This window comes from Bradyrhizobium sp. SZCCHNRI1009 (genome assembly GCF_032487575.1).
Classification (GTDB): domain Bacteria; phylum Pseudomonadota; class Alphaproteobacteria; order Rhizobiales; family Xanthobacteraceae; genus Bradyrhizobium.
Map to the genome: position 1 here is coordinate 1 of NZ_JAUEUL010000022.1, position 15,828 is coordinate 15,828.

The following is a 15,828-nucleotide window of genomic DNA, read 5'->3' on the forward strand; positions in this document are numbered from 1 at the left end:
GCGATCACCGGCTCGACCAAGCTGTCGGGTACGTCGGGCAGCTCGTCGAACGATCTGTCCACCGGCATCACCTCGGGCGAGACGCTGGTCGTCAACGGCACCACCTTCACCTTCGTCACCGGCACGTCCTCGACGGGCACCAACATCGGCATTGGCGACAGCGTCAGCAATCTGCTCTCGGCGATCCAGACCCAGACCGGCGTCACCGCGTCGATCACCGCAGGTGCGATCACCCTGACGCCGCCGGCGTCCGGATTGACGCTCTCGGGCAGCACCGGCACCTTGGCCAAGCTCGGACTGACTGCCGTCGGCGATGGCCTATCCGGACAGACGCTGACTGTCGGCGCCACAGGAGGTGGCACGGCGACCAGCATCACGTTCGGCCTCGGGACAGGGCAGGTCAAGTCGCTGAACGATCTCAACGCCAAGCTCGCAGCCAACAACCTGCAGGCCACCGTTGACTCGTCCACCGGCAAGATCTCGATCACCACGACCAACGACGCGGCTTCGGCCACGATCGGCGCGATCGGTGGTACGGCGGCTGCTTCCAGCCAGGCCTTCAACGGCCTGACGGCGGCGGCTCCGGTGGCGGACGCGACTGCTCAGACGCAGCGCGCGAGCCTGGTCTCCCAGTACAACAACGTGCTGGCGCAGATCAACACGACCGCGGCTGACGCCTCGTTCAACGGCATCAACCTGCTGAACGGCGACACGCTGAAGCTGACCTTCAACGAAACCGGCAAGTCGACGCTGTCGATCACCGGTGTCACGTTCAACTCGGCGGGCCTCGGCCTCTCGACGTTGACCTCGGGCACCGACTTCCTCGACAACAACTCGGCGAACAAGGTCATCGGCGTGCTCAACTCGGCGAGCTCGACGCTGCGCAACGAGGCCTCCACGCTGGGTTCGAACCTCTCGGTCGTGCAGGTTCGTCAGGACTTCAACAAGAACCTGATCAACGTGCTGCAGACCGGTTCGTCGAACCTGACGCTGGCCGACACCAACGAGGAAGCGGCCAACAGCCAGGCGCTGTCGACCCGCCAGTCGATCGCGGTGTCCGCGCTGTCGCTCGCCAACCAGTCGCAGGCGAGCGTGCTGCAGCTGCTGCGCTAAGGCGCGGACGGCACCCACGAATATCGGAGGCGGCGGGGCTTGCCCCGCCGTTTTCGGCTCTAGACTATTCGCAAATTGACGCCGCTCGGCTGCGGCGCCGGATCAGCCGGACAGCGAGCACGAGAGCAACGTCGTGTCGACGCGAGTGCAGCCTGCCGACGACGCCGCTCCCGAGAGGAGACTCCCGAGAGGAGCCTTCTGAGAGGAGACTGGGCCATGCCCCTGCGGGTCGAGCTGAAGCCTTTCGAGCGCATCGTGATCGGCGACAGTGTCATCGTGAATTCGAACACGCGCGCCCGCTTCATCGTCGAAGGCGACGCGCCTATCCTCCGCGAGCGTGACACCGTCACCGCCGAGACCGCCGATACGCCGGCCAAGCGCCTCTACCTCTGCGTCCAGACGATGTATCTGAAGAACGACGCGATCCGTTATCGCGCGTCCTATCTCGCCTGTATGAACGAGTTGCGCAGGGCGATTCCGGAAGCCGCCGGCCAAGCCGAGATGGTGGATCGCCATGTCACGGAAGGAGCGCTGTACAAGGCGCTGAAGGAGATCAGGGCGCTGATCGAGCGAGAGGATCGCGCAGTCGCGCCGGCAGAAGCGATGCCTTGACATTCCGGCCGCGGAAAGGGGCCGGGCTCACCTCAGCCTGAGAGGTCGGTGCTACGTCCGTATTAGCACGGACGATAAAATTAACGGGACGGATAAAAGCCCCACCTAACGATGGCTTGGACGAAAGTCTGTTCAGCCGAGTCGGCGAGGGCCGGGTATCGATCCGCGCTGCTGGTGAAGGCCGGGACCGACCGTCGCTCTGACAGGATCAGCGGTCGCCCCGTGACCGCGGCGCCAATTCTTGGAAGGCCAGTTTCATGGACGATCTGTTGCGTGAGTTCCTGACGGAGACCAGCGAGAGCCTGGATACCGTCGACAATCAATTGGTGCGGTTCGAGCAGGAGCCGAACAACGCCAAGATCCTCGATAACATCTTCCGGCTGGTGCACACGATCAAGGGGACCTGCGGTTTCCTCGGCCTGCCGCGGCTCGAGGCGCTGGCGCATGCCGCCGAAACCCTGATGGGCAAATTCCGCGACGGCATGCCGGTCACCGGCGAGGCCGTGACGCTGATCCTCACCACCATCGACCGCATCAAGGACATCCTGGGACAGCTCGAGGCCAACGAGGCCGAGCCCGAGGGCGAGGACCGCGACCTCATCAGCGAGCTCGAAGCCATGGTCGAGCGCGGCATGGCGGCCATGGCCGCCGGCGAGGCCGCGCCACCGCTCGCGCCCGCGCCGCCCGCACCGCCGCCAGCCCCCGCGGTAACGCACGGCTCGCTGATCGACCAGACGCTGGAGCGTCCGCTGCGTCCGGGCGAGGTGTCGCTCGACGAGCTGGAGCGCGCCTTCCGCGAGACCGCGATCGAGATGCCGCCCGCGCATGAGAAGGCGCCTGAGCCCAAACCCGCTGCCCCGGCGCCGGTCGCCAAGGCCGGGCCTGCCAAGGCGGAAGCAGAGGCCAAGGCCGAGCCGAAGAAGGCGGCGCGGCCGAAGGCCAATGCCGACGGCGAGGTGCACGAGAACGACAAGGTCGCCAACCAGTCGATCCGCGTCAACGTCGACACGCTCGAACATCTGATGACGATGGTCTCCGAGCTGGTGCTGACGCGCAACCAGCTGCTCGAGATCGCCCGCCGCAACGAGGATACCGAGTTCAAGGTGCCACTGCAGCGGCTGTCCAACGTCACCGCCGAGCTGCAGGAGGGCGTCATGAAGACGCGCATGCAGCCGATCGGCAATGCCTGGCAGAAGCTGCCGCGCATCGTCCGCGATCTCGCGACCGAACTCGGCAAGCAGATCGAGCTCGAGATGCACGGCGCCGACACCGAGCTCGACCGCCAGGTGCTCGACCTGATCAAGGACCCGCTCACCCACATGGTGCGCAACTCCGCCGATCACGGCCTGGAGACGATGGCCGAGCGCGCCGCGGCCGGCAAGGCCGAGCAGGGCACCATCCGGCTCTCCGCCTATCATGAAGGCGGCCATATCATCATCTGCATCGCCGACAACGGCCGCGGCCTCAACACCGAGCGCATCAAGGCCAAGGCCTTGGCGAACGGCCTCGTCACCGAGGCCGAGCTCGAGAAGATGACGGAAGCGCAGATCCACAAGTTCATCTTCGAGCCGGGCTTCTCGACCGCGGCCGCCGTCACCTCGGTCTCGGGCCGCGGCGTCGGCATGGACGTGGTGCGCACCAACATCGACCAGATCGGCGGCACCATCGACATCAAGTCGGTGGTCGGCGAGGGCACCTCGGTCACCATCAAGATCCCGCTGACGCTCGCGATCGTCTCGGCGCTGATCGTCGAAGCCGGCGGCGACCGCTTCGCGATCCCGCAGCTGTCGGTCGTCGAGCTGGTGCGCGCGCGCGCCAACTCCGAGCACCGCATCGAGCGCATCAAGGACACTGCGGTCTTGCGCCTGCGCAACAAGCTCTTGCCGCTGATGCATCTGAAGAAGCTCCTGAAGATCGACGACGGCTCGTCGACCGATCCGGAGAACGGCTTCATCGTGGTGACGCAGGTCGGCAACCAGACCTTCGGCATCGTGGTGGACTGCGTGTTCCACACCGAGGAAATCGTGGTCAAGCCGATGTCGACCAAGCTGCGTCACATCGACATGTTCTCGGGCAACACGATCCTGGGCGACGGCGCCGTGATCATGATCATCGATCCGAACGGCATTGCGAAAGCGCTCGGCGCCGCCGGCTCGGCCTCGCAGGCGGTGTCCGACGAGCACGCCGCGCATCACGCCATCGGCGGCGAGCAGCTCACCTCGCTCTTGGTGTTCCGGGCCGGGACGGCGCAGCCCAAGGCGGTGCCGCTGGCGCTGGTCACGCGGCTCGAGGAGATCGCGGCCGACAAGATCGAGATCTCCAACGGCCGCTACATGGTGCAGTACCGCGACCAGCTGATGCCCTTGGTGCAGATGGAAGGCGTGTCGGTGCAGACGTCAGGCTCGCAGCCGATCCTGGTGTTCGCCGACGAGACCCGCGCGATGGGCCTCGTGGTCGACGAGATCATCGACATCGTCGAGGAGCGGCTCAACATCCAGGTCTCCGGCGCCAAGGACGGCATCCTCGGCTCGGCGGTGATCAAGGGCCAGGCGACCGAGGTGATCGACGTCGGCCACTTCCTGCCGATGGCGTTCGCCGACTGGTTCATCCGCAAGGAGATGGCCACCGAGTCGCAGACGCAGTCGGTGCTGCTGGTCGACGACTCGCCGTTCTTCCGCAACATGCTGGCGCCGGTGTTGAAGTCGGCCGGCTACAAGGTGCGCACCGCGGCCTCGGCGCTCGAGGGCCTCGCCACGCTGCGCTCCGGGCACAGCTTCGACATCGTCGTCACCGACATCGAGATGCCGGAGATGAACGGCTTCGAGTTCACCGAGGCGATCCGCGCCGACCAGAACCTGAACCAGATGCCGGTCATCGCGGTGTCGTCGCTGGTGTCGCCGGCGGCGATCGAGCGCGGCCGCCAGGCGGGGCTCTACGACTACATCGCCAAGTTCGACCGGCCCGGCCTGATCGCGGCGCTGAAGGAACAGATCGAGGAACGGGCCCGCGCCGAAGCCAACCGGCGGGCCGCGTGACAGCAAGCGGACAGGAGTAGCGTGCGATGAGCAGCAAGATCGAAACCACCGAGGGCGCCGCCGTCGAATACGTCACCGCGATGATCGGCGGCCAGCTGTTCGGCCTGCCGATCTCCCGGGTCCAGGACGTGTTCATGCCGGAGCGGGTGACGCGGGTGCCGCTGTCATCGGCGGAGATCGCAGGCGTCCTGAACCTGCGCGGCCGCATCGTGACCGTCGTCGACATGCGGGCGCGGCTCGGCCTTGCCCGCGCCGAGGACGGCAAGCCGCCGATGGCGGTCGGCGTCGATCTGCGCGGCGAGTCCTATGGTCTCCTGATCGACCAGATCGGCGAGGTGCTGCGGCTGCCCGAGGAGGGCCGGGAGGAGAATCCCGTCAACCTCGACCCGCGCATGGCGAAATTCGCCGGCGGCGTGCACCGCCTCGACGGCCAGCTGATGGTCATTCTCGACGTCGATCGCGTGCTCGAACTCCTGCCGAAGGCAGCAATCGCCGCCTAGCCCGTCAACCGTCCCATAGGGGAGACAACAATGAAGAGCTGTCTGGTCGTGGATGACTCCAGCGTCGTGCGCAAGATCGCACGCCGTATCCTGGAGGAGCTGGGCTTTTCCGTCGTCGAGGCGGAGGATGGCGAGCGGGCGCTCGAGATCTGCACCAAGAGCCTGCCGGACGCCATTCTGCTCGACTGGAACATGCCCGTCATGGACGGTTATGATTTCCTCGGGCGCCTGCGCCGGCTGCCGGGCGGCGAAGGCCCGAAGGTGGTGTTCTGCACCACCGAGAATGACATCGATCACATCTCGCGCGCGCTCAACGCCGGCGCCAACGAATACATCATGAAGCCGTTCGACAAGGAAATCGTCGCCGCCAAATTCCAGGAAGTCGGTCTCATCCAGGCGCTGTCAGCCGAATCCGCCTGATCCCTTCGTCTGCCCAGAAGAGGCCGCCCGTGAACCAGCCCGATTATGAGTTCCTGCGCAAACTGCTTCGAGACAAATCGGGTCTCGATCTGTCTGCCGACAAGCAATATCTGATCGAGAGCCGCCTGCTTCCGCTCGCGCGCAAGGCCGGCCTGGCCAGCATCAGCGATCTCGTCCAGAAGCTGAAGGACGGGTCGAGCGCCTTGATCAGCCAGGTCGTCGAAGCGATGACGACCAACGAGACGTTCTTCTTCCGCGACAAGGTCCCGTTCGATCATTTTCGCGACGTGATCATGCCGGAGCTCCTCAAGGCGCGCGCCAACCGCAAGTCGATCCGGATCTGGTGCGCCGCTTGCTCGACCGGCCAGGAGCCGTATTCGCTGGCGATGTCGCTCAAGGAGATGGGATCTGCGCTCAGTGGATGGCGCATCGAGATCATCGCCACCGATCTCTCCCAGGAGGTGCTCGAGAAGTCCAAGGCGGGTCTCTACAGCCAGTTCGAGGTGCAGCGCGGGCTGCCGATCCAGCTTCTGGTCAAATATTTCAAGCAGGCGGGCGAACTCTGGCAGATCAATTCCGACGTGCGCGGCATGGTCCAGCATCGCCAGCTCAATCTGCTGCACGACTTCTCCCAGCTCGGCACGTTCGACGTCGTGTTCTGCCGCAACGTGCTGATCTATTTCGACCAGGACACCAAGATCAACATTTTCGGCCGGCTCGCCAAGTTGATGGAGCCGGACGGCTTCCTCGTTCTCGGCGCCGCGGAGACCGTCGTCGGCCTCACCGACGTGTTCAAGCCCCTTACGGACCGGCGTGGCCTGTATCGCCCGAGCGGGATCGTTTCCGCGGCGAAGGCGCCGGCTCCGGGAATGCCCAGGATCGCGGCCGCGGGCAACTAGATGTTTCGGCAGCCCAATAGAGCAGGACGCGAAGATGTCTGACGACAACAAAGGTACGGAGCGCGTCACCTTCAGCCGCGGCTACGATGTCTGCATTATGGGCATCGACGGGACCTGGCGCAGGGACTGCCAGCTCAACGCCATCTCGGACAACGACGCGGTGCTGACGGTCGAAGGATCGATCCAGGGATTGAACCTGAAGGAGTTCTTTCTGCTGCTGTCCTCGACGGGGCTCGCCTACCGCCGCTGCGAGCTGGTCCGGGTCAACGGCTCCGAGATGGACATCCAGTTCATCAAGGGAAAGAACAAGAAGAAGCGCGGCAACGCCTCCGCCGGCCAGGAAGCGACCGTCAACTAGTTCGCCTTCCGGCGGCACGGCGCATTGCTCGCCCGCGGCTTGAGAAGCTTCCGCGCGCGGAGCGACGAGGAGACGCGCCAGCCCGGGTCCTGCGCAAGTCCTAGGACGGGTGGCGGCTTTTCGGAGAGCCGCTTTACGTCGCCGCAGGGTCGGACGTGTATGACAATGACGTCGGTCAAATTTCCAGGGACGGCCAATGCCGGTCATGAGTTCGGAACTTGCATCCAGCCGGTCGGAGCGCGCCGATGATGGCGAGCGGCGCGCGCTGCAGCTCTTGGTCGTCGACGACGACGCCGCGCAGCGGACGCTGATCGCGCTGGCGGCCAAGCAGGCCGGCCACGCCGTGACGGTCGCGGCCACGTGCAGCGATGCGATCCGCGAGGTGCGCAACAAGCGCTTTGACTGCGTGACGCTCGATCTCATGCTCGAGGATGGCGACGGGACCGAGGTCCTCAAGGTCATCGCAGATACCCGCTTCGCCGGTTCCGTGATCGTGATCAGCGGCATGGACGCGGCCAAGCGAATTGAGGCCCGGCTGTTCGCGCGCTCGCTCGGAATCGACCTGCAGAGCCTGCCGAAGCCAGTCGATCTGGCGGCGCTGCGCATCTGCCTGGCCAATCTCGGCAAGACTGCGCTCGGCCTGCCCGTGGTTCACACCTGGGGCGGCGTCGCAGCCGAAAGTGTTGCCGCGAAGCATCGGTCCTGAGAGAGCCGCATCGGCGCAAGCCGCCGTCCGGAGTGCACAATCCTGTGCAACGTCCAAATCCCGCCGATCTCTGATCAAAACGAGGGCAAGGCCGGCTGACGCCTGTACGTCTTGTGTCAAATGCCGTGCAGATTTTCGTGGACAGAGAGCCGTGCACGCGTCTGGCGCCGAGCATGTCTGTTCGGCGTGGTGCACGTCGGCAACGCTGATGCGATCAGAGTTTGATGTCGATCATGATGCTGTCGGCGTTGATGTGTTTTGCAAGGCAGCATGCTGCTCGAGACGACTGCCTTGAGATCGTGTCCAGATCGTGGTCTCGTGAAGGCGATCACCGATCTGCAGCTACTACTTGTGGGTTAGGATCATAAACCGTACAAATACGGGTGCCCAAAGCACCCGACGAGTATGGTATCATAAGACGCGCTTTCATTGTTTCTTCTCCTTTGCAAGAGCAATCGCCCATGGCCGAACAAACAACTTCCCGCGGTGAGATTTTTGTCGTCGATGACGACCCAGCCGTGCGCGACACCCTCTCGATGGTCTTGTCGGCAGGTGGGTATGAAGTGATCTGTTTTGCGGACGGCGCCGCGCTCCTGGCGGTGGCGCGGAGCAGGACACCGGCCTGCATCCTGCTCGATGTGCACATCCCCGGAAAGTCCGGTCTCGACATTCTCAGGGAATTGCACGGCGAGGACTATCCGGCTCCGATCTTCATGATCTCAGGCCAGGGCGACATCCCGATGGCCGTGAATGCGATCAAGAACGGGGCGCTCGACTTCATCGAGAAGCCGTTCCGCGGCAGTGAGATCGTGGCCCGTCTGAACGAGGCGATTGGCGCGTTCGCGCGGCGGCAGAAGGAGAATGCCTCGCCGAAGATCGGCTCGCTGCATTTCCCCGGCCGCGAGCCGCTGACGCGGCGCGAGCGCGAGGTCCTGGAACAGTTCACGGCGGGGGCCTCGAACAAGGAGGCGGGGCGCACGCTGGGCATCAGCCCGCGCACGATCGAGGATCACCGCGCCAACATCATGAAGAAGCTCGGCGCGCGCAACGCGGCCGATCTGATCCGCATCGTGATGACGGCGTCGCGCGCCAATTGAGCCGATGGCCGGGCCGCCCGCACGTGGCCGCGCTCTGGAGCAGCGGCAATCGCAGGCGCAGGCCGCGTCGGTCAGGCCGCATTGGTCAAGCCTCGCTTTTCAAGCCTCGGTCGCGGCGAGCGCCTTGCGGATCATCCTGGCCAGCTCGGATTTGCGGTACGGTTTCGGCAACAGAAGAATTCCTTCGTCGAGCCGGCCGTGATGCACCACGGCATTCTCGGTATAGCCGGAGGTGAACAGGACCCGCTGCGTGGGACGAAGCCGCTGGATCTCGGATGCGAGCTGGCGGCCGTTCATCGTCCCCGGCATGATGATGTCGGTGAAGAGTAGATCGAACGGCTCTCCGGCATTGGTGATAGCCAGCGCTTCGGCGGCATTGGCCGCCTCCAGCGTCGCGTAGCCCAGCGCATGGAGCTGGGCGAGAACGTAGCCGCGCACCAGCCGGTCGTCCTCCACCACCAGGATTGTCTCCTGGCCGCCCTGGATCGCCGGCGCGGCGCCCGATGGCTGCGTGATCGCTTCTTCGCTGCCCGGCGGCAGGTACATCCGGATCGTGGTGCCGTGGCCCTCTTCGCTGTAGATCCTGATGTGGCCGGCCGATTGCTTCACGAAGCCGTACACCATCGACAATCCGAGCCCCGTCCCCTTGCCCGGCCCCTTCGAGGTGAAGAACGGATTGAACACCTTGTCGATGATGGCGGCGGGAATGCCGCTGCCACTGTCGCTCACCGCGATCATCGCGTAGCGACCGGGCCGCACGTCGTCGTAAAGACTTGCGTAGTTCTCGTCGAGGTCGGCCCAGCCGGTCTCCAGGATGAGCTTGCCGCCATTCAGCATCGCGTCGCGGGCATTGAGCGCGAGGTTGATGACCGCCGTGGCGAGCTGGTTCGGATCGACATGCGCCACGCAGGTCTCATCCTGGAAGACGGACTCGATCTCGATCTGCTCTCCGAGCGTCGGCCGCAGCAGCTTGGCTGTGTCGATCATCAGCGTGTTGACGTCGACCTCGCGCGGCTGCAGCGGCTGCCGGCGCGCAAAGGCGAGCAGATGCTGGGTGAGATCGGCCCCGCGCGCGGCGGCCTCGTCGATCATCCTGGTGATCGCGGCGAGCTGCGGCTCCTTGGCCACGGCCGCGGCGAGAATCTCGATCGTGCCGGTGATCACGGTGAGGATGTTGTTGAAGTCGTGTGCGATGCCGCCGGTGAGCTGGCCGATCGCCTCCATCTTCTCGGACTGGCGGATCCGCTCCTCGGTCGCGATCTTGTCGGTGAGGTCGCGGAAGAAGCCGTTCAGCACGACACCGTTGCGGGTCCTCAGCGCGGTCACGCTGAGCTCGGCCTTGAACTCGCGGCCGTCGCGCCGCTTCACCATGACCTCGCGTCGGCGGCCGCCCCCGAGTGCGCTCGCTTGTCCGGTCATCAGGATACGGCCGAGCGCGGCGCGCAGCTCCTCGCCGACATCCCCGACCGTGATCACGTCGAAGACGTCCTTGCCGATGATCTCGGCGCGCGACCAGCCGAAGATCTTCTCGGCCTGGGAGTTCCAGTTGAGAATGGCGCCGTTGTCGTCGACCTGGACGAAGGCATCGAGCGCGGTCTCGACGATGTTGCGGGCGAGCTGCTCGCTCTCCCGCAGCGTCTCCTGCGCCAGCCGGCTCTCGGTCATGTCGCGGCCAATGAAGAAGTGGCGCTGCACCGGCTCCGACCAGTTCGAGGTCCAGGACAGCGTCACCACGCGGCCGTCCTTGTGGACGTAGCGGCAGTCGGAGGTGCGCGCCCGAAGGCCGAGGCGCGAGGCGCGGAGCTCCTCGCGTGCTTTGAGCAGATCGTCCGAGTGGATGAAATCCGCACCGCTGCGGCCGATCATCTCGGCCGGCGCATAGCCGAGAATCGCCTCCACGCTCGGTGAGACCTGAACCAGGATGCCATTGCGGTCGGTGATGAGGATCAGGTCCTGCGACGTCTCGAAGATGCGCCGCCGCTCCTCGGTCTGCTGGCGCAGCGCCAGCTCGGTCCGACGGCTCTCGGTGACGTCGCGTGCGATCTTGGAGGCGCCGATGATCTGGCCCGTCGGTGATTTGATCGGCGAGACGCTGAGCGAGACCTGGACCAGCTCACCGTCCTTGCGGATCCGCACCGTCTCGAAATGCTGGATCCGCTCGCCGCGCGCCACGCGCACGAGGAAGTCCTGGGCCTCGGGCATGCGCTCGGGCGGCACGAGGAAATCGGCAAGGCGGCCCACGGCCTCCTCGGCGGAGTAGCCCAGCATGGCCTCGGCTGCCGGATTCCAGGCGGTGATGGTGCCGTCCAGCGACAGCGTCACGATCGCGTCGTTCGACGATTCCACCGCGGCACTGTAGAGCCGTTCGCGGGCGGCGAAATGGTCGCGCGCCGCTTCGGTCAGGTAATGCTCCTGGACCTCGCGCTCGAGCTCGGCGGTCTTGGTGCGAACCTCGTCCAGCACGCGGGCGAAAGCGCGCGCCAGCACGCCGGTCTCGCCGACCGCCTCGAGCGGGATGTTCACCGCCTCGCCGCGCCCCACACCCTCGACGGCCTGGGTCAGCTGGTTGATCGGCCGCGTCAGCGAGCGCGCGACCACGAAGGCGAGCGCGGCCGCGCACAGCATCGCGATCAGGCCGACCTCGATCGCCGTCTTGCGGATGGCGAGGGCGGGCGCCATGAAGGCGGTGTTCGGGATCGTCTCGATCACCGCCACCCATTCCTGTCCCGCGAGCAGCGCCGGCGCGAAGGCGACGCCGCCGGGACGATCGGCCTCGTCGTGCAGGATCTGCGCGAAACCCTCGGCGCTGCCGGTTGCGCCTGCGAGCGTCGGAAAATCGTCCTGCCATCGCGTCGATCGGCCGCGTTTCGAGGCGAATTCCCGGTCTGATTCGGGATGGAAGAGATAGTCGCCGCGGGCGTTCACGACATAGAGCTGTGCGCCCGGGCGGGCCGCCGTGCGCAGATGCGCGAACACCGGGCGCATGTCGACATCGATCATCAGGATCGCGAACGGCTTGCCGTCCGCCCCCAAGACAGGCGTGCCGACGCACAGCATCGGCACGCCTGTCTTGGGGTCGGTCGTGTTGCCGTCGAGAATGATCGGCGACAGCCGGATGCCGCCGGGCGGCAGGCTCAGCGTCTCCTTGATGTAGTTGCGCTCGCCGCGCGTGATCAGCTCGTTCTCCGGAACGATCCGCACCGTGTTGCCCGGCCCGAGCCGGTCGACCCGGATCAGCTCGCGATAATCGTTCTCGATCCCGACCAGGCGGATCATCGCGTAGGTCGGCTTGGCCTGCAGCTCGGCGAAGTAGCGCGTTGCGACGCGCTCGCGCCACGACTGCGCCGGCAGCCCTTCGCGGGGATCGGGAGCCCCCGTCTTCAGCGTGCGTATCAACGTCGCCAGATTCGGCGAGGCGCGATAGCCGTTGATGTCGTTGCGGGCGCTGGCGACATAGTTTTCGAGCTCGGTCGCCATCAGGCGCGAATGCGACTCGATTCGATCGAGCGCGCGCGGCAACAGCGCCCGCTCGAGGCTGCGATAGCCGAGCCAGCCGACGGCGAACACCGCGATCGCGACCAGCAGGATCATCGCGATCGCCAGCCGCGTCGTCAGCGTGAGGCGCCCGCCGAACTGCGGAGCCTCGCTCGCGCGCTGCGCGCTGCTGAGCAGCAGCCCTTCGGTTCGGCCGTCAGGATTTCGGAACAGCATCTTGGCCTGGCCGGGGTCGAGTAGCCCGATCGCCTGCCGATGCCAGGCATTCGGAAACCATCGTCAGGAGGGCTGCCGGTTTGAACGGCTTGGGCAACGCGGAAACTGCTCCGAGCTTGGTGGCCATGGTAAGATAGTCGGGCTCAGACATCGAGGCCGGGGTGTGGGAACGTCCCGAGGTCATGATGATCGGAACACCCGGCGTGTGCCTGAGGATCATGCGCATCGCCTCCAGCCCGTCCATGCCCGGCATGAAGATGTCCAGGATCACCAGGTCAAAGCTCTCGCTCTTGAAGCGGACGAGCGCCTTCTGGCCGTCGCCGGCGATGCCGACGGCGTGACCGGCCCGTTCGAGCACGCGCTGAATTGTCAGCTGCATGAGCGGATCGTCGTCCACGACCAGAATCTTCGCCACGCTCCGCATCTCCCGATTGGCTGGCAGCAAGACCAACGGTCAGTTGTAAGGTTTTGCCCAATTCGCGCCGCGCCGCAAGCGTTTCGCCGGGCAAGTCACATGCAGGATGGGACGCGGGCAGACACCGCTGTTCCGGACGCGCCAATCGGGAGACAATCCGGGCGCCTTGCGTTGCGGGAGCGAGGCGTGTGCTCGAACGGCGTTCTTGCCTGCATTTGAGGCATTCGCGCCGTGGTTGTAGGGCTGAACGCTTCACATTCGATTAATCTGGGTGATGGACGATTTGCCAGGGCTCCTGTTTTGCTCGTATGGGCGTGCCACTAGCCGCTGAGATAGTCCGGCCAGCGGCCCCGAATGGTCGCGAGGTCGCTCAGCGTGCCGGTCAGGTGCTCGCGCAGATGCGTCTGCGCGTCGTCCGGGCGGCCCGCGGCGATCGCGTCGACGATCTGCTTGTGGTGGCGCAGGATCGTCTGCGCCTTGCCGGGGGACGGCAGATGCAGCCGGCGCAGCCGGTCGATGTGACCGCTGCGGCTCCGCACCAGGGTCCACAGCTCGTGCTTGTCCGCGGCGGTGTAGAGCCTCTCGTGGAATGCGTTGTCGACCACCGTGAATGACGCGAAGTCGCCGTCCCTGGCGAAGCGCCGCTGCTGGGCGATCAGCGCGTTCAGCTCGTCGATCGGGGCCGTCGCAGGCCGCAGCGCGAGCAGGCGCACGATCTCGAGCTCCAGCGCCTGGCGCAGGAACTGCGCCTGCTGCGCCCGACCAACATCGATGCGGCTGACCAGGGTCGCGTGCTGCGGGAACACGTCGACGAGGCCTTCCTCGGCGAGGCGCATCAGCGCGTCGCGGATCGGCGTCGAGCTGAGGCCGAACTCGGCCTGCAGCGCCGGCCGCGACAATGGTGCTCCCGGTGGCAGCGCCAGGGCGATGATCTGGTCGCGCAACCGCTCGAAGACCTGCGGTGCCGCGCGCCGGCTCGGATCGAGCCGTTCGGGCGGGAGAACCGCAGCAGGCGTCACAGGCAACGCCATGGGGTCGGACGTCCGGCTCGAATGTCGCAGGGGGAGAACAGTCCTTGTCAGAGATGCACTAATGCATTAGTGCATCTCTCCGCCGGCCGTCAAGAAGGAGTCGGCACGCGAGGAGGGATGTCCCATGTTCGAGAAGTTCGCGCGCTCGGCCGCACGAGCCGCCGGCCTGCTGGCCGCGCTGCTGGTCGCGCCGGCCTGGAATGACGCCGCGCAGGCCCAGCAGAAGACCGAAATCTCGCTGTCGCGCCAGCCCGGCATCTTCTACATGCCGAGCCACATCATCGAGAAGAACAAGCTGATCGAGAAGCATGCCGCCGCGCTCGGCGTGCCCGGCGTCACCACCAAATGGCTGACCTTCTCCGGCGGCGGCGCGCAGACCGATGCGCTGCTGTCCGGCAGCGTCGACATCCTCAACACCGGCACCGGCAATCTGCTGCTGCTGTGGGATCGCACCCGCGGTGGCGTGAAGGGCATCGTCGCGACCTCGGCGCAGCCGATGACCCTGATCAGCCGCGATCCCAACATCAAGTCGATCAAGGATTTTGGCCCCAGCGACAAGATCGCGGTGCCGACCGTGAAGGTCTCGACCCAAGCCATCGTGCTGCAGATCGCGGCCGCCGAGGCGTTCGGCGCCGATCAGTGGAACAAGCTCGACGCCAACACCGTGCAGCTCGGTCACCCCGACGCCTATACGGCGCTATCGAATCCGCAGCACGAGGTGCACAATCATTTCTCGATCCCGCCCTACACGTTCCTCGAATTGAAGAACGTGCCCGGCGCGCATGTCGTGCTGAATTCGCCCGACGTGATGGGCGGGCCGCTCAGCCAGGCGCAGTTCTTCACCACGACGAAGTTCGCCGACGCCAATCCGAAGATCATCCAGGCGGTGCGCGACGCCACCAAGGAAGCGCAGGACCTGATCCGCAGCGACACCCGGACCGCGGTCGAGATCTACAAGGAGATCACCGGCGACAAGACCTCGGTCGAGGACCTGCTTGCCTGGCTCAAGGAGCCCGGCATGATGGAATGGAATCTGGAGCCGCAGGGCACGATGAAGTTCGCCGCCCATCTCGCCAAGATCGGCACCATCAAGACCCAGCCAAAGGCCTGGACCGACTATTATCTGCCGGTCGCGCATGATCTGAAGGGCAACTGATGTCCGCGCTGCTCGACGTCGATGGCGTCACCCTCCGCTACAAGACCTCCAGCGCGGTGATCACCGCGACGGAGCGGGTCGGCTTCTCCGTCGACCGCTCCGACCGCTTCGTGCTGCTGGGGCCGTCGGGATGCGGCAAGTCGACCTTGCTGAAGGCGGTCGGCGGCTACATCAAGCCGAGCGAAGGCCGGATGCGCATCAACGGCCGCGAGATCACCGGGCCCGGCGCCGACCGCATGATGATCTTCCAGGAGTTCGACCAGCTGCTGCCCTGGAAGACCGTGCTCGCCAACGTCATGTTTCCACTGCTGACGGCGCGACGCATGCCGCGCAAGGAGGCCGAGAGCCGCGCCCGCGCCTACATCGAAAAGGTCGGGCTGACGCGCGTCGTCGATGCCTATCCGCACACGCTGTCGGGCGGCATGAAGCAGCGCGTCGCAATTGCCAGGGGCATGGCGATGGAGCCGGACATCCTGCTGATGGACGAGCCGTTCGCGGCGCTCGATGCGCTGACGCGGCGGACCTGCCAGGACGAGCTGCTGCAGCTCTGGAATGAGACCAAGTTCACGGTGCTGTTCGTGACGCATTCGATCGCGGAGGCGATCAAGATCGGCAACCGCATCCTGCTGCTGTCGCCGCATCCCGGCCGGGTCAAGGCCGAGGTGATCGATGTCGACAAGGTCTCGGCCGAGGACGGCAGCGCGGCACGCCTGGAGAAGCAGATCCATGATCTCTTGTTCTCCGAACCCGCAACGACGCATTGAGGACGGCGCCC

The 15,828-nt window shown here is 65.7% G+C and carries 14 protein-coding genes; 11 read left to right on the top strand and 3 right to left on the bottom strand.

The features are described from left to right. The 9 genes from QX010_RS26900 to QX010_RS26940 form a co-directional block, all read left to right on the top strand. A partial coding sequence (locus QX010_RS26900) for a flagellin (RefSeq protein WP_316182879.1) occupies positions 1 to 1,113 on the top strand: 1,113 nt, incomplete at its 5' end. Between the two features lie 216 nt (positions 1,114 to 1,329). Next, a complete protein-coding gene (gene flbT, locus QX010_RS26905; RefSeq protein WP_315716969.1) occupies positions 1,330 to 1,725 on the top strand; it encodes a flagellar biosynthesis repressor FlbT in 396 nt (131 codons plus the stop codon). Between the two features lie 257 nt (positions 1,726 to 1,982). Then, a complete protein-coding gene (locus tag QX010_RS26910; RefSeq protein ID WP_316177474.1) occupies positions 1,983 to 4,760 on the top strand; it encodes a hybrid sensor histidine kinase/response regulator in 2,778 nt (925 codons plus the stop codon). A gap of 26 nt (positions 4,761 to 4,786) precedes the next feature. After that, positions 4,787 to 5,260 carry a chemotaxis protein CheW gene (locus QX010_RS26915; protein WP_315800634.1) on the top strand — a complete coding sequence of 158 codons (474 nt, stop codon included), beginning with the start codon at positions 4,787 to 4,789 and terminating at the stop codon, positions 5,258 to 5,260. A 30-nt stretch (positions 5,261 to 5,290) separates the two neighbouring features. Next, the gene (locus QX010_RS26920) at positions 5,291 to 5,680 is read left to right on the top strand and encodes a response regulator (protein WP_315716971.1); all 390 of its coding nucleotides are present in this window, start codon (positions 5,291 to 5,293) and stop codon (positions 5,678 to 5,680) included. Between the two features lie 29 nt (positions 5,681 to 5,709). Continuing rightward, positions 5,710 to 6,579, top strand: a complete 870-nt coding sequence (locus QX010_RS26925) for a protein-glutamate O-methyltransferase CheR (RefSeq protein ID WP_315800633.1) — start codon at positions 5,710 to 5,712, stop codon at positions 6,577 to 6,579. Positions 6,580 to 6,613: 34 nt separating this feature from the next. Beyond that, positions 6,614 to 6,937: a PilZ domain-containing protein gene (locus tag QX010_RS26930; RefSeq protein WP_315800632.1), complete on the top strand. Its 324-nt coding sequence runs from the start codon at positions 6,614 to 6,616 to the stop codon at positions 6,935 to 6,937. Positions 6,938 to 7,133: 196 nt separating this feature from the next. Then, the gene (locus QX010_RS26935; RefSeq protein WP_315800631.1) at positions 7,134 to 7,643 is read left to right on the top strand and encodes a response regulator; all 510 of its coding nucleotides are present in this window, start codon (positions 7,134 to 7,136) and stop codon (positions 7,641 to 7,643) included. A 461-nt stretch (positions 7,644 to 8,104) separates the two neighbouring features. Next, positions 8,105 to 8,740: a response regulator transcription factor gene (locus QX010_RS26940; protein ID WP_315717165.1), complete on the top strand. Its 636-nt coding sequence runs from the start codon at positions 8,105 to 8,107 to the stop codon at positions 8,738 to 8,740. A gap of 99 nt (positions 8,741 to 8,839) precedes the next feature. Here the strand turns inward: QX010_RS26940 and QX010_RS26945 are convergent, their stop codons facing one another. The 3 genes from QX010_RS26945 to QX010_RS26955 form a co-directional block, all read right to left on the bottom strand. Next, positions 8,840 to 12,451, bottom strand: coding sequence for a PAS domain S-box protein (locus QX010_RS26945; RefSeq protein WP_316182880.1), 3,612 nt, complete (start codon positions 12,449 to 12,451; stop codon positions 8,840 to 8,842). Continuing rightward, on the bottom strand, positions 12,432 to 12,866 hold the full coding sequence (locus QX010_RS26950) for a response regulator (RefSeq protein ID WP_316182881.1): 435 nt from the start codon (positions 12,864 to 12,866) through the stop codon (positions 12,432 to 12,434). The genes QX010_RS26945 and QX010_RS26950 overlap by 20 nt, the downstream gene beginning before the upstream one ends. A gap of 320 nt (positions 12,867 to 13,186) precedes the next feature. Beyond that, a complete protein-coding gene (locus QX010_RS26955; RefSeq protein WP_316182882.1) occupies positions 13,187 to 13,897 on the bottom strand; it encodes a GntR family transcriptional regulator in 711 nt (236 codons plus the stop codon). A 124-nt stretch (positions 13,898 to 14,021) separates the two neighbouring features. On the opposite strand from QX010_RS26955, the gene QX010_RS26960 reads away from it, so the two are divergent. After that, positions 14,022 to 15,053, top strand: a complete 1,032-nt coding sequence (locus QX010_RS26960) for an ABC transporter substrate-binding protein (RefSeq protein ID WP_316182883.1) — start codon at positions 14,022 to 14,024, stop codon at positions 15,051 to 15,053. Further along, entirely contained in the window at positions 15,053 to 15,817 is a 765-nt protein-coding gene (locus tag QX010_RS26965; protein ID WP_315800626.1) for an ABC transporter ATP-binding protein, read from the top strand. The genes QX010_RS26960 and QX010_RS26965 overlap by 1 nt, the downstream gene beginning before the upstream one ends. The last annotated feature ends 11 nt before the right edge of the window (positions 15,818 to 15,828 follow it).